The sequence below is a fragment of the Rhodohalobacter mucosus genome (assembly GCF_003150675.1).
GTDB lineage: Bacteria > Bacteroidota > Rhodothermia > Balneolales > Balneolaceae > Rhodohalobacter > Rhodohalobacter mucosus.
On record NZ_QGGB01000009.1, the window covers coordinates 239,624 to 258,180 of the forward strand.

Below are 18,557 nucleotides of genomic sequence, written 5' to 3' on the forward strand. Positions count from 1 at the left end.
GGCGGTAACATGGTATTGTATAACAAACTATTGAGATCGACATGAAGTTTACGCCTTTTCGTATTTCACTGATCTATTTCATTTTTGCACTACTCTGGATCACAACTACCGATACCATTCTGGAGTGGTTTATTGACGACATAGATGCGCTTACTCTGATGCAAACCGTTAAAGGTATATTTTATATAACCCTTACAGCGATTGCGTTATATCTCATGATGAAAAGCCATGAGAGGTACATTTCTCAAAATGAAAAGAAGCTAAGGCAAAATGAGGAGTGGTTTTCATTAACTTCAGAGAGTGCAAATATTGCAAAATGGGAATGGTTTCCGAAAACAGGTGAAATAAAGCTGGACAATATCTGGACAAGCCTTACCGGTTATTCCACTGAGGACCTTGAGACGGGCAACATCAATGCATGGAAATCGATGCTTCATCCGGATGACGTTTCCAGGTTCGAGCATGCTATGAACGAGCATGTATCAGGAAAGAAAAGCACATACGAATGCGAACTGAGATTAAAACATAAGGACGGCCACTGGATTCATATACTCAGCAGGGGGAAGGCCATTGAATGGGATAAGAATGATGAACCGATACGGCTTGTCGGAGCCCACATTGATATAACGGACAGAAAAGTAATTGAAGATAATCTTGCCTACCAGGCGTCCCTGTTATCCAATGTATCGGATGCAGTACTCTCTCTTAATAAAAATATGGAGGTGGCAAGCTGGAATAAGGCGGCTGAGAGAATCTACGGCTGGAGCTACGAAGATGTAATTGGCAAGTTTGTAGATGATATGATCACCACCCGTTTTGAACCGGGTACAACGCCTGAGAGTCTTTATGAAGAACTTCTGGAAACCGGGTTTTGGGAGGGTGAACTGACCCAGACCGGTAAAGATGGGAGGGAGGTTCAGGTTCAAAGCTCCGTTACCCTGATGAGGGATTCGGAGAGTGAGATTTCTGATATTATTGCCGTAAACCGTGATATCACGGAGCGCCTTAATTACGAAAGAGAGAACAGGCTGCTTGCCAATGTGTTCAAAAAATCGAACACAGCTCTTGCCGTAAGTAGTCACGATTCTGAAAAACTTCTGCGGGTAAATCAGGCATATGCCGATTTATTCGGTTATGAACCGGAAGAGATGGTCGGCATGGATATTTACGGAAGTTTGTATCCGGAATCTGAGAGCGTACACAGAACCAAGAGAAAGAAGCGGCTTGATGAGCATGGCTCCATCACATTTGAGAGCAAATTGAAACGAAGAGACGGAGCCGAATTCTACTGTATCATCAACCTTTCAACTGTAAAGGAAAGCGACCAGGATCAGACCTATCGCATTGCAACCGTTCAGGATATTAGCAACCTGAAGAAAATTCAGGACCAGATTGTACATGAGAGACAGCGCTTTGAATTGGCAGCAAGCACCGTATCTGATGTGGTGTGGGAATGGAACCCGATTCAAAATGAGCTTTGGTGGGGAGAGGGCATTGAGACGGTAATGGGTTACTCTGAAGAAGACTATAGAGGCAAAAATCTGTTCTGGCATGAACATATTTACGAGGAAGACCGTGAGGATACCGTCAAGAGCATGGAAACTGTTGAAAACAGTGATGCAACGGAGTGGCATCGTGAATACAGGTTCCTGGCTGCAGACGGCAGCGTGAGAAACGTTCGCGACAGCGCAGTTTTAATCCGGGACGAAGAGGGAGAGCTGCTTCGTATTATCGGCGCAATGGTGGACGTTACCCGTGTGCAGGAATTTCAGGATACATTGAACCGTGAACGAAACCGGTTTGAGCTGATTGCGCGCAGTGCAAATGATGTTCTCTATGAGAGAAACCTGAAAACAGATGCAATCTGGTGGAGCGAAGGATGGCTGCACCGGTTTGACTACCGGGAGGGGGATATCGGGCAAACGGTTGCGTGGTGGAAGGAAAGAATACATCCTCATGATCTGGGAAAGATTGTAACGAGCATGCAAAAGTCGATTTTGCAGAACGAGGACTCATGGTCGGGCAAATACCGTTTTCTGAACGGGAACGGGGAATACCGGATCGTACAGGACAAGGGATATTTTGTGAAAAATGATGAAGGGAAACCATCCCAGCTGGTAGGGGCCATCTCGGACATTACATCTGACGAAATGGCAAAAATGGAGCTCAAAAAATCTGAGCAGCAGTACAGGCTTCTGTTCGAAAAAAGCCCGTTGCCGATGTACATCTATAACCCCGAGACGCTTGGCATCATTACGGTTAACCGGGCGGCTATCAATAGGTTCGGTTACTCAGAAAGTGAGCTTAAATCCATGAAGATCTATGATCTTCACCCAATAGAAGAGCAGGAGGACGTGCTTGCTGAAATTAAGAAAAGCCTCAGGAAAAAAAGTACGGGTTTCGATGTCTGGACCCAGGTTACCAAGAACGGCGACCGGCTGATTATGGAATTATCCGGATCGCAGATATTCTATCAGGATGATATCCAGCGGCTTGTCATTGCCAAAGACGTTACAGAACGCCGTTTGGCCGAGCGACGGCTTAAAGCATCCGAAGAACAGTACAGGCTGCTTTTTGAGAAGAATCCGGTACCCATGTGGATCTATGATCCGGATACGTACAGATTTACGGCTTCAAATGACGCTGCCGGAAATAAGTACGGTTATAGTGAAGAGGAATTTCTTCAAATGACAATTTTTGATCTGCATAAAAAAGATGAGGCAGAGTATGTGCGTAATACAGCGGATAAAAATAAGCATGCAGAAACCATTTCCTTTACGGAATCAAAGCACCTTACCAAAAGCGGTAATCAGCTTATAGTAGAAATATCTGCTTCACATATTCTGTACAAGGAGAAGAGTCAGAGGCTGGTTATAGCAAATGATATAACAGAACAGAGAAAGGCTGAAGAGAGAGCAATCAGTGCGATTCTGGAAGGTGAAGAGAGAGAGCGTCAGCGTATTGCAAAGGATCTTCATGACGGCCTGGGACAGTATCTTTCAGCTGCTAACATGAATCTGGAAACGGTTTTTGAAGATGCCACGTCACTATCCGACAATCTGGCACAGACGTTCACCAACGGTCTTGAGCTTTTGAATTATGCCATTTCAGAAACCCGCAATATTTCTCAGAATCTACTTCCAAAAGCGATCCAGGACTATGGACTGGAACTGGCGCTCGAAGCGCTGGTTAATCAGCTGAAAGGCCACAATGACATTGATTTTTACCTTTATCAAAAACTGGACGGTATTGAGATACCCGATAATATTCAGATTAATCTGTACAGGATCGCTCAGGAAGCCATCAATAATGCCATTCGCCATGGAAAACCCGCAAAAATCAACGTACAAAATATATACTCACAGGGTGAGGTGCTTTTAACAGTGGAAGATGACGGGACAGGGTTTGATGTAGATAATGTGGGCCCGGGTGGAATCGGATTGCAGAGTATGAAAACTAGAGTTGGTGCAATGGCAGCAAATATAGATATTGTTAGTACGATGGGCAGAGGTACAATAATATCAGTAATTGTTCCACTAACAAATAATAACTCCTGATTATGGCAAACATTAAGATTCTTCTTGCTGATGACCATAAGATAGTTCGAGACGGAATTAAGCTGATGCTAGAATCTCAGGCGGGAATCGATGTGGTTGCAGAGGCAGAAGATGGAATGGAGGTGCTAAAGAAGCTTGACCACCAGGTTGTGGATCTGATTGTGATGGACATCAATATGCCTGAAATGGACGGTATTACAGCCACCCGTGCCATAAAGGAAAAGTACCCGGATTTGAAGGTTCTGGCACTTACCATGAGCAACGATGATCTGCATATCCGCCAGATGATCCAGGCGGGAGCTTCCGGTTACATCATGAAAAGCGCAGGCCGCAATGAGCTGAAAGAGGCGATTCATACCATCATGGACGGTAAGCACTATTTCAGTGATGAGGCTACCCAAAGTATCATGATGGACCTGGTTAAGGGCAAGGGAAAATCATCAAGCCCGGATCCAATTCACATTACTGACCGGGAACTGGAAATTCTTGAATTGATCGTTCAGGAGTACACAAACCAGGAGATCGCAGAAAAGCTCTATATCAGCAGCCGTACGGTGGATGCACACCGCAGAAATCTGCTCCAAAAGACGGGGGCACGCAACACAGCCGGCCTTGTTAAATATGCATTTCAGCATAACCTTGTTTCTCCGAAAGACGAGTAGATTCTGCTGCATTCATAAAAAACTATGTAGGTAGAAACACTTAAGCTATTCCGGTGAATTTAGGCTCTTTGCCCTATAGAGTAATTCTCTGCCCTGCAGTAGCTTGAAGTATGGCCCCGGGCAACGAACTCCATATCACCATAATAAGTCAGAAATCACCCAGAGCAGCTGTGCTGAAACGTACGATAACCGACGCAATGGGAGATCATGCATCGGTTGAAATTCAGGACGCTGAAGAGATGAAAAAGAGAGATAATGACCTTGAAACGGATATTTGCATTGTCGATTTAATGAGTTCCAGGGATACGGCCCGAACCACAATCACAGGGGTCAGAGAGTTATTTCCAAGGGCGGGAATTATTGCCATGCATATCTATACAACTGCAGAGCTTGTGCGGCCGCTGATCGAACAGGGAGCCGACGGATACCTGACATACGACCCTTCCAGAAAGGAATTGGTGGGCTCTATCCGGGAAGTGGCTGCCGGAAATAAATATCTTCCCGCTTTCATCAGTTAGACATAAACACCTAGGTTTATAAAGCTTGCTTTGTACGCATCTTAACAGGAAATAAATTAAGATTTTTACGTCTGTTGCCGAAAAGTATAAGTGACGAGATTGTGCGCTAACGGGTTCGTAAACGATTATAAAATGTTAGATGTGAAGCCAGATAAAAATCGATCGGTATCTGATGTTCAGCTTATCAATGCCATGCCCGGCGCGGCTGCGGTACTGGATAGCCATGGACATGTTGTGCTTTCAAACAAAAAATGGAACGACCATTCTGGCTCTGCCTACTGGTTTGGAGAAACGGTGGGTGGAGGAAACTATTTTGAGAAGTGCCGCCAGCGGATTGAAGATGGGAATGACTATGCACTGAAGGTTCTGTTTGGTTTGCGTAGCGTTATTGACGGTGAAAAAGATCACTTCGAGCTATCCATCCCCGCCGGTGATTATATGGATAGCATATGGTACAAGCTTTTCATAACAAGTACAGGCAATGCCGGTCAGGCGCTGATATTTTTTGAAGATATCAGTAAAAGTATGGAGTCGTTGCGCAATTTTCGGGAATCGTCGGAAGTATACAGCCAGCAATTTAACAATTCTCTCGCCGGCATTATTCTGGGAACACCCGAAGGCCGCATCATCGACGTAAACCCGGCTGCATGTAAGATGCTTGGATACTCCCGTGAAGAGCTGCTGGATGGGGGCCGAAGCCTTATAGTGGATGTAAACTCGCCTCTGAACAAAGAGATGTATAAGGAGAGAGAGGAGAAATCGAGCTACGAGGGTGAAAAAGAGTACATCCATAAAAACGGATCCATCGTAACCGTGGAAGTTTGTTCCCTGCTGTTCAGGAACAAGAATGGTGATTTGAGAACCATGAATACTTTCAGGGATAAAAGTATGGAAAAAGAGAGCATTCAGAACCTGAAGGATGAACGCAGATTTACAAAAGCGGCTATAAACAGCATTCCGAATGCTTTCTTTGTTATCGATGACGATTATCGGCTGGTGCAATGGAATAACCCGTTTTTTGATGAACTGGGCTACGACAATGATTGTCTGGAGGGAATCTCCGTATTTGAAATAATTCCCCGGCATGAACGCAACAGGGTTTCGGCTGTTCTGGCTGAAGCATTTGAAACGGGAACCGGCCATGTGATAACGGAGGTGATATCAAAAAAAGCAGACGGACAGCACTATCACTTTTTTGGAAATACTTTCGAAAGCAAAGGGAAAAAATACCTGGTGGGAACCGGGACCGATATAACGGATCTGATAGAAACAGAAAAGGAAAAAGACAAGAACTACGAGCTACTGTCCCAGCTTTTTGAAACCTCTCCCCTGGGAATGGTAATGCTTAAGCCAGACATGCGTGTGGCAAAAGTAAATGAGAGTTTTGCAAACCTGTTCGGGTATAGCAAGCTTGAAATCATCGGCGAGAACCTTGACGAATTGATTGTACATAAAGAGGAACGCGAAGCAAACCGGGTTTTTAATACGGCTGTATTTGCGGGTACGGTTATGAAAAAAGAGGCTATCCGGTATACAAAAGAGAAAAAAGCCCTGAATACAATTATAAATACGGTTCCGATCTACGAAGCCGGCAGTGTTGTAGGTGCATTCGGTATCTATGTGGATGTAACCGAGCAGAAGGAGCTGGAATCCCGCATTCAAAAATCGCTCAAAGAGAAGGATATTTTACTTCAGGAAGTACATCATCGGGTGAAAAACAACCTTGCCATCATATCGGGGCTGCTGGACCTCCAGATAATGGAAGAGGAAAATTCCCAGATGCAATACAAACTGAATGAGGTGAGAAGCCGCATCTTTTCTATTGCCAAGATTCATGAAAGTCTGTACGAAAAAGAGGATGTTGTGCAGATCCGTTTCGACGAATACCTGGAATCTGTGCTTTCTGCTCTGCCTCAGAAGAGTATACAAAATGGTACGGAAGTTACCTTTAAAACGGATATTGGCCCTGTTATGCTAAACCTGAATCAGGCAGTTCCCTTTGGCATGGCTGTCAATGAGCTGATGAACGTGATATTTATGGATCGATCCGGCATTGATAAAATCAGTGTGGCACTCAGGGAAGAAAAAGGCAAGGTGCATCTATCAATCAAAGGCAAGGGAATACAAACAGAAGAATTACGGCCTGAAGATACAGATGATACATTTCACAAGACGCTCATCAGGATCTTCCTGTCGCAGATCAACGGGATAATGGACGTGTCGGCAGAAGATGAAACCAGGATTTCAGTTTCGTTCTCAAAAATGAATGTAAGGGGATCGAGCAGCTCGGTACTCAGCGCTAACGAATTAATAGGTTAATCATAAAACATCAGGTATTGGAATGCGTGTTTTGATTATTGAAGACGATATGATACTGGCTCTGAGCCTTGAAATCATGCTGAAAAAGCTTGGATATACATATATCCGTAAAGCACATACAGGCGAAAAAGCACTTGAAACCATGGTGGATTTTAAGCCGGATCTGATGCTGGTTGATATTTTTTTGGGTGCCGGTATCTCCGGAATTGATGTGGTGAAAAAAATTCAGGAAAGGGAAAATGTGCCCGTAATCTACATTACAGGCAATTCTGACGACTATCACCGCAGCCTTGCCGATCAAACGGACTATCTGAGTTACCTTGTAAAACCAATTACATTTAATGAATTGAAGAAAGCGCTCGATAAGGAGAATATAAACATTGCATCATAGTGAATATACTGGCTAACATATCATCCACACACTCTCAGGATCTCCCGATTGATCCCGTCAGGGAAAAAGAGCGGCTGGAGTCTCTGCAGTCGTATGATGTGCTTGATACAGGCCAGGAGAAGGAATTTGATGATCTGACGCGGCTTGCCGCAGAATTCTGTGATGCCCCGGCTGCCATGGTTAATTTGATTGATGAACACCGGCAGTGGACCAAGTCGGTATACGGCCGGGATGAAAATGCAGGACGGGAGCTGCCAAGGAATGAGTCGATTTGCCGGTATACCATCTATGAACCGGACTATTTAGAAGTTCAGGATCTCAGCGCAGATTCACGCTTTAACCGGCTCTCTTACGTTAATGGTTATCCTAACCTGCGATATTATCTGGGGGTACCGCTTAAAGATAATAGGGGCAACGGAATTGGCGCACTGTGCGTGCTCGACACAAAACCCCGAAGCATGAGTGAGCAGCAAATCAGACAGCTGTTTACCATTGCAAGCCAGGTGATGGCACGACTCGACCTGCACAGAAGAAATGATGAACTCATTAAGCTCAATGAGCACAAGGTAACTCTGATGCAGATGCTCAGCCATGATATGCGTTCTCCTATTAATGGGGTCATAGGTATGAGCAGCATACTTGCCGATGAAATTGATGACGAGGATCATCGGGAAATGGTTTCCATTCTTGAGCAGAGTGCAATTCAGTTGAATCAGATGGTGGACGAAATCATGAACTACTCTCTGATCGAGACAAACGGGTTTCAGCTTCAAAAAGAAGCCACTGATATTAGTGAGACCGTGGATAATATTGAGAAGCTCTACAAGCCGTTTTCGAAAGCAAAGGGAATTGGCCTGTCGGTTCAAAACGACATCGAGGCAGCGGTTTTTGTAGATAAGAATAAGTTTGAGCAGATATTGGGCAATTTGATTTCCAACGCACTGAAGTTTACACGCGAGGGCGGACACGTAAATGCATCTCTGGCACTGCAACGGAAACAAGACGGCGGACATGTACTGAAACTGGATGTTGAGGATAACGGCATCGGAATGGAAGCCGAGAAAGCATCCGCACTTTTTGATGAAAGCAGCAAGTTGTCGCGAAGTGGTACATCAGGTGAGAAAGGTACAGGGCTGGGTTTGTCGATCATAAAATATTTTGTTGATCTTCATGCCGGAAATATTGAGGTTAAAAGCTGGCCGGGAAAAGGCACCGTATTTACGGTAACGATCCCGGTTGCCATAGCGTAAACTGCGTTGTGGGTACATACTTTTAACCTTTATCCATCAACCGGAATTGGACCAGAAAGAAGATATTTTCAGAAAAGCAGAAAAGCTGCTGGCTGAAAAGCAGCTCAGCATTGAATCGTCGGACCGGTCGCGGCCATGGGGCGGTTTTTATGTGGTAAAAGAAGAACAGGCTTCCCGGTTTATCCGGACATTCTTTCCCTCGCTAAAGGTTGCCGATTTCCAGAAATTCTCAAAACTGAGCCCCAAATTGCTGATGGTGGCCCCGGAGAGAAGACTCTCCTGGCAGTATCATCACCGCCGTTCAGAAATCTGGCGTGTGATCCACGGTACGGTTGGAGTTATTGTGAGTGATACGGATGAGCAGGGTCCGGTCAGGGTACTTGTAGAGGGAGACAGCATCAGCCTGAATGAGGGTGAACGCCACAGGCTGGTCGGTCTTGATAACTGGGCTGTACTTGCCGAGATCTGGCAGCACACCAAACCGGGCGAACCCTCGGATGAAGAGGATATCGTGCGGCTTGAAGACGACTTTGGCAGGTAGATGGCAGCCGGTAACAACGCGCAAACTGCTGCTTCAGGGTACTTTTGAGGGTACCGTTTACGTTAATACAACTCAGGCAGCGTCCATAGGCCGTATTGCCGGCAACCCGCTTGCAGAGCGCAGTTCCTTGCGAGGCAGGTTTTTTTGTTATAAAAAATGCATATTAATACAAAGAAAGGTGGTCGGATGTCAGACTGCCTTTCTTTGTATAGCACCCATGTGAACTTCAGGCGGGAAAGTGAAGTTACAATAGTATTAATGATCATAAATCTGTAACCGTATATGGCAAAAGTGGATACGGATATCCGCGAACAAATTGAGCAGTATGAGCTCGACAGAACTCAGCAGCTGGAGCTTGCCGAGCTGCTTAAGATATGCCATGATCAATTGGGAGAAACGGACGACGCACTTGTTACCCTCGCCTTCAAGCTTTGCTGCAAGTCGCATGAGGGAGTAACTCGTGCTTCCGGAGAACCCTACTACCAGCATCCGGTGGAAGTAGCCAAAATAATGGCTGATGACTTCAATATTGATGACGAATCGGTAGTTGCCTCCCTGCTTCACGACACGGTTGAAGATACATCCGTTACCCTCGAAATGGTCGAGGAGTTGTTCAACCCTACGGTCCGGCACCTGATCGACGGTGTTACAAAGATTACCGGTGTGTTTGAAAGCCGGAATACGGAACAGGCGGAGACATTCATGAAGCTGATCCTCTCTATGGCGGAGGATATTCGCGTGGTATTGATCAAGTTTGCCGACAGGCTTCACAACATGAGGACCATCAGCCATTTGCCAAGGCAGAAGCAGCTTAAAAAGGCTACAGAAACCATGGAGCTTTATGCACCCCTGGCACACAGGTTCGGGTTGTTTAAAATTAAAAATGAATTTGAAGACCTCTGCTTCAAGGTTATCGATCCGAACTCATTTAAATTTATTGTACGAAAGCTGCGCGATAAGAAGGAAGCCAGGGAGCATTTTATTGAAAAGTTTATGGAGCCGGTTGAAAATGTTCTGAAGGGTCAGAATTTTTCATTTGAAATCAAGGGAAGGCCCAAGCATATCTACTCGATCTACCGGAAAATGCAGATGCAGCAGAAGCCATTCGAAGAGATTTATGATCTGTTTGCTATCCGCATTATCCTTGAAGAGCCGCATACAAAAGAAGATTGCTGGCGTGTCTATTCCATTATTACCGACTGGTATACCCCCATTCCGCAGCGATTCCGGGATTTTATTTCGGTTCCAAAGGCAAACGGTTACCAATCGCTTCATACTACGGTTATTACCAAGCAGGGTCGAAAAGTTGAGGTGCAGATCCGAACCCGTAAGATGGATGATATTGCGGAGCAGGGTGTGGCCGCCCACTGGAAATACAAGGAAGGAGGGGGAGGAGGCAGTTCAGAGCTCGATAAGTTCGTTCATTGGGTACGGGATGTGCTTGATAATCCGCGACCCGAAGCCGCCACAGAGTTTGTAAAAGATTTTCAGCTGAACCTCTATCAGGACGAGATCTATGTGTTTACCCCCGACGGGGAACTGAAAACCCTGCCCAAGGGTGCTTCCTGCATTGACTTTGCATTCGAAATACACAGCGAGATTGGTGAACGCGCCGTTGCTGCAAAGGTAAACGGTAAAATGGTACCCCTTCGCCAAAAACTGAAAGTGGGTGATCAGGTTGAAATCATTACAGGAAATAAAATCAACCTCAATGCAGACTGGATAGAAGATGTGGTGACCCACAAGGCGAAGGCAAGGCTGCGCCAGTTCATAAAACAGAAAGAACGAAAAATTGCGGATGAAGGGCGCGAATTATGGGAAAAACGCGCAGCAAAGGGCAAGATTGAGGCCACCGATCAGGAAATTACCAAAGTAGCCAAGAAGTTTAAGTTTGAAAATGCGCAGGAGCTGTTTTATGAAATCGGCAATGGCGCATTTGATGTGCAGGAACTGTTTAAAATTGTGAAAGAGCTCAAGAGCAAGGGCCGGATTGAGAAAGAAAGAACGGAGGCTGAAGAGCTCAATGAAGAGGATATACAGGAAAATTATATTACATCGGCACGGTCGATAGGCGACGGCAAAGCACTGCTTGTTGACGGCGAACTGACCGGGGTTAAGTACTCCTACGCAAATTGTTGCAACCCGATTCCCGGAGACGACGTGGTTGGATTTATCAGCAGAAACGGTGACGTGAAAGTGCACCGGTCGAACTGTAAAAATGCCCATCACCTGATACGAACGGACAGTGAGCGGATTATTGACGTTACGTGGGCCAGGAATATCGATACACAGTTTCTTGGAGCTGTAAAAGTAATCGGGGAAGACAGGGTAGGCTTGGTGAACGACTTGACGGAAATTCTTGCCAAGTCATTGAAAACCAACATGAAAAGTATTAACGTTAGTAGTGAAGGCGGGATGTTTGAAGGTATTCTGACGATCTATGTGGATGACCTGAAACATTTGGAGAAGATTATCAGAAGACTGGAGAAAGTGGAAGGAATCAAAAACGTGATTCGCTACGAATAATACCGTATTTGCTCAGCCCTGTCTTTACGCTTAGGTGTAAACACCTATAAAAAATGAATGAACCACCTATATCTATAGTCAAATCATTTATTAATAATTGGTTGATATAGGACGTACACAGAAGTGTGTGCAATGGAGTGACTAACGCAATATTAATAGAAAAAACAATAACGATGGTAACATACACAAAACGTGATATCGTGCGAACCGTGGCCGACAAGATGGACGTGCCCCTGAATCAGGCCGAGCCATGGGTTGATTCAGTAATTGATGCTCTAAGGTCTAAAATGCTTGCAGCCGATCCTACCTGCCGAATCGAACTCCGTGACTTCGGAGTCTTTGAAGTGAAGGAGACAAAAGCGAAGCCTAAGGCCAGAAATCCAAAAACCAACGAAGTGATTTACGTACCTGCTCATAGAAAAACGCACTTCAAGCCGAGTAAACGGCTTAAAAAATTCCTGAAAATTCCTCTTAGTGAGGTTAAGAAAGGGAAATAGTTGGCAAAGTATGGAAGAATCCTCGGTGTGGATGTAGGGAGTAAACGGGTTGGCATTGCAAGGACAGATTTGCTCAGAACAACCGCCAATCCGGTTGGAACCTTCTCCCCCGAGGACTCATTTAAAGAGATAGAGAGACAGATAAATAGGGAAGGACCCGTTATCGGCATAGTAGTTGGCTGGCCGCTCACCCCGCAGGGAGAATACACAAATGCCACTGAAATGGCTTATGATTACATACGCCATCTGGAAAAAACGTATACATCCATTCCTGTATTTAAAATGGACGAAAGATTCAGTTCAAAACAGGCAATGGAGCTGATGAGAGACGCGGGGGTACCTAAAAGTAAACGCCACAAAAAAGGAAGGTTGGATCAGGCCGCAGCAGCCCTTATTTTACAGCAGTTCCTGGAATCACATCCTGAAATGTAATCATGTCTGTTTTACCTATAGTTACATACGATGACCCGGTGCTCCGGCAAGCATCAGCACCCGTTAAAGAGAATAGCGAAGAGCTTCAGCAGCTCATTTCCGACATGTTTGAAACCATGTACAATTCAAATGGCGTTGGGTTGGCGGCTCCGCAAATTGGCAGATCGATTCGTCTTTTTGTTATGGATGCAGATGCGATAACCTCCGAGCTGGATGAAGAGGAGGATCTTGGCCCTATTGCCATGATAAATCCAAAAATTGAAAGTCTGTCGGGAGATAAAGTGAAAATGGAAGAAGGCTGCCTCAGCATACCGGACCTTCGAGATGAGATCGTACGTCCCGACATCGTTACCGTATCGTATCTTGACAGGGAGTTCAATTCAAAAAAATTAACGGCGGAAGGATGGGTTTCGCGGGTAATTCAGCACGAATTTGATCACCTTGAGGGTACATTATTTATAGATTATCTGAGTGCTTTCCGCAAACGTCTTCACCGGTCAATGCTAAAGAAAATTGATTCAGGCCAGATGGAGGTCGATTATCCGGTCGTGCCCAAGCTTCCTGAAAAGGCCGGCCAGACGGTATGAAGTCACTGGGAATTGTTTTTATGGGATCGCCTGATTTTGCGGTTCCTTCTCTGGATGCACTCTATCATTCTCACCACCGCATATTGGCAGTTGCAAGTAACCCCGATAAGCGCAGGGGCAGACGCAGCAGGCCGGAACCAACCGATGTAAAAAAAAGAGCCCTCGAGCTGGGCTTGCCGGTAATCGATGTAGAAGACGTCAAAAGTGATACGTTTGAAACAAGACTTCGGGAGCTGGCACCCGATCTGCTGGTTGTGGTAGCATTCAGGATTTTACCTGCACATATTCTGGCCGTACCCAGGCTGGGTTCAGTTAACCTGCATGCTTCCCTGCTACCCAAATACAGGGGCGCCGCACCCATCCATCACGCAATTATGCAGGGTGAGCAGGAGACGGGGTGCACCGTATTCTTTCTTGATGAAAAAGTGGATACGGGCGAGATCATCGGTCAGGCGAAAACAGACATCGGCCCGGATGAAACCACAGGTGAGGTCTATAACCGCTTAAAACATCTTGGAGCAGAACTGCTGCTCGAAACCGTACAGGAAATTGCTGACGATACAGCAAAACCGGTGAAGCAAAACCATTCAGCTGCAACACCCGCCCCAAAGCTGTTCAGCGAAAACACACGTATCGATTTTTCAGAAAAAAGCACGGATATTCACAATTTCATAAGAGGTTTAAATCCCTTCCCTGTTGCGTGGTGCAAATACGGCGATCAAAAAATGAACATATACCTTTCAAGGCCGGCCGGAAGCGAAGTGCCAGAAAGCCTGAAATTGAGTCCGGGCGAGCTCGCGGCGCATGATTCAAGGCTTTTTGCCGGTTGCGGTGACGGAGTCCTGGAGCTGTTGGTCGTTCAGCTTCCCGGAACAAAAAAAATGACGGGCACTGAGTTTGTCAACGGCTACGGGCTGGATAAAAAACTCTCCTGACAGATTATTGTCAGTCGTCTCAAATTTCTTTGTACACCTAGAACAGAGAGTTGACTAAATGATATTATTTTGAGATATACCGTTCAGAAAATTCAGGGTGTCTCGATTAAAAAATTTTTCATATTAAAAACCTGATATTATGGATCTTCCCCCATTACTAAAGGCTGCAAAAGCCGGAGATATTAAAACGATGACGGAACTCCTTGAAAGCGGAGCTGACATCAACGAAACCCATAAAAACGGAGCTTCAGCCCTGATTTATGCGGCTGAACACGGACACATGAATGCTGTGAAGTTTCTTATAGAGCATGGCGCTGATCCCGCAATCCAGACCAAAATGGGCGGAACAGCGCTGAACCGGGCAGCAGAGAGCGGTAATACCGAGATGATGGAATATCTTCTCGATAAAGGAACACCCATCGGTGATCTTGCGCTGATAGTCGCTGCGAGAGAAGGGAACCAGGAAGCCGTCCAGCTTCTGATTGATGCGGGTGCGGACGTTAATGCACAACAGCGCTGGGGACAAACGGGATTGATGCTTGCTGCCCGCGAAGGGCATTCTGCCGTTGTGAAATTGCTTCTTGATTCCGGCGCGAATGTGAGGCTTCGCGATAAAAACGGGGATTCTGCGCTGAATATCGCAATCGATAATGACAATGCAGATATTGCCATGCAGCTGCGACGCGCAGGAGCGAAGGCTCAGGTTAAAAAAACCACGCCACCGCCTGCAGCAGCCGAAGATGAGGAGGACGAGGATTCAGACGTCTCGGAACTGGATGAGATTATTGCGGACGATTCTGAAGACGAAATCCCGGACGATATGGAACTCGATGACTGACACATTTCGGGTTTGAACACCCGGAAAATAGAAGGTCCGATCGATAATAGCCTCTCAACAACCAAAGCTGAAATGAAAAAAGCGCTTACAGTGTAAGTGCATGGATTTTGGGGCCGAAACATTCCCTGAAAAATGGATAGAGTGCTTGTAAACCGTTATTTTAATATGAATGTAAAACTGCAGGAATGCAGATAATTTGAATTTGAAAAGGAGCAATAAAACATGGCTAAAATTAAAGTAGGTATTAACGGCTTTGGGCGAATCGGCCGGCTGGTAATGCGTTCGATTCTGAAAGACCAGAGTGATCACATTGAGGTAGTGGGTATTAATGACCTCACAGATGCAAAAACTTTGGCACATCTTTTTAAATACGACTCCGTGCAGGGTAAATTTGATGGCGAAGTGTATGCCGATGGAAGTAATCTTGTTATCAATGGTACGAAAATAGGTGTTTCTGCAGAGCGTGATCCGTCCGATCTGAAGTGGGGTGAACGAGGTGCAGAGGTGATTGTGGAAGCAACCGGAATATTCCGTGATGACAAATCCTGTCAAAAGCACATTGATGCCGGAGCCAAAAAGGTCATTATTTCCGCTCCCGGTAAAGGCAACGTTCAAACGATTGTGCTTGGAGTGAACGATGAAGAAATTGACAAGAGCAAGTCCATTTACTCCAATGCCAGCTGTACAACCAACTGCCTGGCGCCAATGGTGAAAGTAATTGATGAGGCATTTGGTGTGGAAAAAGGATTTATGACTACAATTCACGCCTACACCGGCGATCAGGCTCTGGTTGACGGGCCGCATAAAGACCTGCGGCGTGCACGTGCAGCTGCGGTGAATATTGTGCCTACCACGACGGGAGCTGCAGCTGCGGTTGGCCTTGTGCTTCCGCACCTGGATGGCAAACTGGACGGTGGCGCCGTTCGTGTACCGGTAGCAACCGGTTCACTTACCGATTTTACCGTTCAGGTAGAAAAAGAGACAACAGCGGATGAAGTTCTGTCCAAATTCAAAGAAGCGGCAAATGGCCCATTGAAAGGCATCCTGGAGTACAGCGAGGAAGAACTGGTATCGACCGATATTATCGGTAATCCTCACTCCTGCATCTTTGACAGCGGAACTGTAAAGGTTGATGGAAATCTGGTTAAAGTGATCGGTTGGTACGACAACGAAGCCGGATATTCCGCACGTACGGCAGAACTGATTACGCGTATCGTTTAAATCAGATTGAATGCCGGCAGCAACTGATTACCGGCATCATTAATTTTTCAGGCATATAGAATGGCCCGGCCGGTAACTATTTACCGAGCCGGGCTTTTTTTTATCCAAACAGAATCTCCGAATACAGGCCAGCCTCCGTTGCAAAAATTCATTGGCAATTAAGCCGCATAGTTGATTATTTACCTTCTGTTTTATTTCCAACCTCATGATTTCGCGGTTACCATGATTCGATATGCAACTCCTCTTCTGATACTACTTCTTTTTCTTCCTGCAGCAGCTGATGCGCAGGAGCAGCCTTTTTCACGAATGGATGTATTTGACCTGCAGTGGGTGCAGGATCCGCAGGTATCGCCCGACGGTGAACACATTGTATATGTGCGCCGGGGCATGGACATCATGAAAGACAGACGCACCTCATCCCTGTGGATCATCAGCAGGGTGGGTACGCAGCATCGCAAACTCACAACCCGAAGCGAGTCGGAATCCGGCGCGGTCTGGTCGCCCGACGGTTCAAAGATTGCGTTTATCAGCGGGGATGATACGCACGATTCAGAAATTTTCATTCACTGGGTGGATTCGGGTGTTACAACACGTATTTCTCAGCTCGACAGATCGCCTTCGGGCCTGTCGTGGTCTCCTGACGGAAGCAAGATTGCATTCAGCAAGCATGTGCCCGAACCAAACCCGGTTCTTGTAACGCCCCCGGACAAACCCGAGGGTGCTGAATGGGCGGAAGCACCCAGGGTAACAACAAGACTCAACTATGAACAGGATGGCACCGGTTACCTGGAACCCGGCTATTCGCACTTGTTTGTGATCAGCGTTGACGGCGGGCATGTACGCCGGGTAACATCGGGCGATTATCACCATTCAGGCCGCCCCGTATGGACGCCCGACAGTGGCAGCCTCATCTTCTCCGCAAACAGGGATGAGGACTGGGAGTACAATTTCAGGGATTCCGATATCTATTCGGTTGCACTGGAGTCGGGTGATATTACCCGTCTCACAGACCAATTCGGACCAAGCCACAGCCCTGCCGTTTCGCCTGACGGAACCACCATTGCCTGGCTTGGCTATGAAGACAGGGTTCAAACCTACCAGGTCACAGAACTCTACCTGATGAACAGCGACGGGACGGACCTGCGGAAGCTTGAAACCGGACTGGACAGGTCACTCTCGAATATCGTCTGGGGTGCGGATGGAGAGGGGATCTATTTTCAGTATGATGACCTTGGGAATACCAAAATCGGCTATACGGATCTCTCGGGCAGTACGGAAGTAGTGGCGGAGAATGTTGGCGGCACAGCGGTTGGCCGCCCTTACGGAGGCGGATCCTTTTCAGTATCGGCCAACGGGGTGATTGCCATGAATCAAACCACACCCTACTACCCCGCGGAACTGGCTGTTACCCGAAGAGGGAGCAGGGAAGCAGATAAAATCACCGATCTGAACGGGGAGCTGTTCAGTAACCGAACGCTCGGAAATGTGGAAGAGGTGTGGTACACTTCATCTGTGGACGGTATCGATCTACACGGATGGATTGTAACACCACCTGATTACGATCCCGGTCAAACGTATCCCCTGCTCGTGGAGATTCACGGCGGACCGATCAGCAACTACGGTGACCGGTTTTCACCGGAAGTACAGCTTTATGCTTCTGCGGGGTATGTCGTCTTTTATCCGAACATGCGCGGCAGTACCGGCTATGGAGAGGAGTTTGGGAATCTGCTCTATCATGACTACCCGGGCGATGATTACCACGATATTATGGACGGCGTGGACCTATTGATCGAGCGCGGAATAGCCGATGAGAACCGGTTGTTTGTAACGGGAGGAAGCGCAGGCGGAATTATGACGGCATGGATTATCGGCAAGAACAACCGTTTCAGGGCGGCTGCCGTTGTGAAGCCGGTCATGAACTGGATCAGTAAAACCCTTGCAGCGGATAATTACTACGCCTACGCAGACTACCGCTATCCGGGTCAGCCATGGGAAAATTTTGAAACCTACTGGTCGTTTTCTCCCATTTCACTTGTTGGAAACGTGGAAACCCCCACGCTGGTCATGGTGGGAACAGATGATTTGAGAACACCCACTTTTGAAGCAAAGCAGCTTTACAGCGCGCTGAAGCTGAGGAGAGTGGAGACCGCATATGTAGAGGTGCCGGGAGCCCCTCACTTTATCGCCAACAGGCCAAGTCAGTTGATCACAAAGGTAGATCACGTTCTTGCCTGGTTTGAGAAATACAATTAATCTAGATATTCAACATCGGGTTTCAATCAG

15 protein-coding genes are annotated in these 18,557 nt (G+C 46.6%); all 15 read left to right on the forward strand.

What is annotated here, in order from left to right; all coding sequences use genetic code 11:
* Nucleotides 1–41 precede the first annotated feature (41 nt).
* Nucleotides 42–3,557, forward strand: a complete 3,516-nt coding sequence (locus DDZ15_RS13880) for a sensor histidine kinase (protein ID WP_109647700.1) — start codon at nucleotides 42–44, stop codon at nucleotides 3,555–3,557.
* Nucleotides 3,558–3,559: 2 nt separating this feature from the next.
* On the forward strand, nucleotides 3,560–4,219 hold the full coding sequence (locus tag DDZ15_RS13885) for a response regulator transcription factor (RefSeq protein ID WP_109647701.1): 660 nt from the start codon (nucleotides 3,560–3,562) through the stop codon (nucleotides 4,217–4,219).
* A gap of 170 nt (nucleotides 4,220–4,389) precedes the next feature.
* Nucleotides 4,390–4,737 carry a response regulator gene (locus DDZ15_RS13890; RefSeq protein ID WP_146198600.1) on the forward strand — a complete coding sequence of 116 codons (348 nt, stop codon included), beginning with the start codon at nucleotides 4,390–4,392 and terminating at the stop codon, nucleotides 4,735–4,737.
* Between the two features lie 132 nt (nucleotides 4,738–4,869).
* Nucleotides 4,870–7,056 carry a PAS domain-containing sensor histidine kinase gene (locus tag DDZ15_RS13895; RefSeq protein WP_109647703.1) on the forward strand — a complete coding sequence of 729 codons (2,187 nt, stop codon included), beginning with the start codon at nucleotides 4,870–4,872 and terminating at the stop codon, nucleotides 7,054–7,056.
* Nucleotides 7,057–7,078: 22 nt separating this feature from the next.
* Complete coding sequence (locus DDZ15_RS13900; RefSeq protein WP_242979048.1) at nucleotides 7,079–7,447, forward strand: response regulator; 369 nt, start codon at nucleotides 7,079–7,081, stop codon at nucleotides 7,445–7,447.
* The gene (locus DDZ15_RS13905; protein WP_109647704.1) at nucleotides 7,447–8,697 is read left to right on the forward strand and encodes a GAF domain-containing sensor histidine kinase; all 1,251 of its coding nucleotides are present in this window, start codon (nucleotides 7,447–7,449) and stop codon (nucleotides 8,695–8,697) included. The genes DDZ15_RS13900 and DDZ15_RS13905 overlap by 1 nt, the downstream gene beginning before the upstream one ends.
* 46 nt (nucleotides 8,698–8,743) lie before the next feature.
* Complete coding sequence (locus DDZ15_RS13910) at nucleotides 8,744–9,238, forward strand: cupin domain-containing protein (protein WP_109647705.1); 495 nt, start codon at nucleotides 8,744–8,746, stop codon at nucleotides 9,236–9,238.
* A 282-nt stretch (nucleotides 9,239–9,520) separates the two neighbouring features.
* Nucleotides 9,521–11,764 carry a RelA/SpoT family protein gene (locus DDZ15_RS13915; RefSeq protein ID WP_109647706.1) on the forward strand — a complete coding sequence of 748 codons (2,244 nt, stop codon included), beginning with the start codon at nucleotides 9,521–9,523 and terminating at the stop codon, nucleotides 11,762–11,764.
* A gap of 173 nt (nucleotides 11,765–11,937) precedes the next feature.
* Nucleotides 11,938–12,261: an HU family DNA-binding protein gene (locus DDZ15_RS13920; RefSeq protein ID WP_109647707.1), complete on the forward strand. Its 324-nt coding sequence runs from the start codon at nucleotides 11,938–11,940 to the stop codon at nucleotides 12,259–12,261.
* Nucleotides 12,262–12,693 (forward strand): Holliday junction resolvase RuvX, encoded by a 432-nt coding sequence (gene ruvX, locus DDZ15_RS13925; protein WP_109647708.1) that lies wholly within the window; start codon nucleotides 12,262–12,264, stop codon nucleotides 12,691–12,693.
* A gap of 2 nt (nucleotides 12,694–12,695) precedes the next feature.
* Entirely contained in the window at nucleotides 12,696–13,280 is a 585-nt protein-coding gene (def, locus tag DDZ15_RS13930) for a peptide deformylase (RefSeq protein ID WP_109647709.1), read from the forward strand.
* On the forward strand, nucleotides 13,277–14,215 hold the full coding sequence (fmt, locus tag DDZ15_RS13935; protein WP_242979050.1) for a methionyl-tRNA formyltransferase: 939 nt from the start codon (nucleotides 13,277–13,279) through the stop codon (nucleotides 14,213–14,215). The genes def and fmt overlap by 4 nt, the downstream gene beginning before the upstream one ends.
* A 139-nt stretch (nucleotides 14,216–14,354) precedes the next feature.
* Nucleotides 14,355–15,053 (forward strand): ankyrin repeat domain-containing protein, encoded by a 699-nt coding sequence (locus DDZ15_RS13940; RefSeq protein ID WP_109647710.1) that lies wholly within the window; start codon nucleotides 14,355–14,357, stop codon nucleotides 15,051–15,053.
* A gap of 222 nt (nucleotides 15,054–15,275) precedes the next feature.
* Nucleotides 15,276–16,274: a type I glyceraldehyde-3-phosphate dehydrogenase gene (gene gap / locus DDZ15_RS13945; protein ID WP_109647711.1), complete on the forward strand. Its 999-nt coding sequence runs from the start codon at nucleotides 15,276–15,278 to the stop codon at nucleotides 16,272–16,274.
* 222 nt (nucleotides 16,275–16,496) lie between these two features.
* The gene (locus DDZ15_RS13950) at nucleotides 16,497–18,527 is read left to right on the forward strand and encodes a S9 family peptidase (RefSeq protein ID WP_109647790.1); all 2,031 of its coding nucleotides are present in this window, start codon (nucleotides 16,497–16,499) and stop codon (nucleotides 18,525–18,527) included.
* The last annotated feature ends 30 nt before the right edge of the window (nucleotides 18,528–18,557 follow it).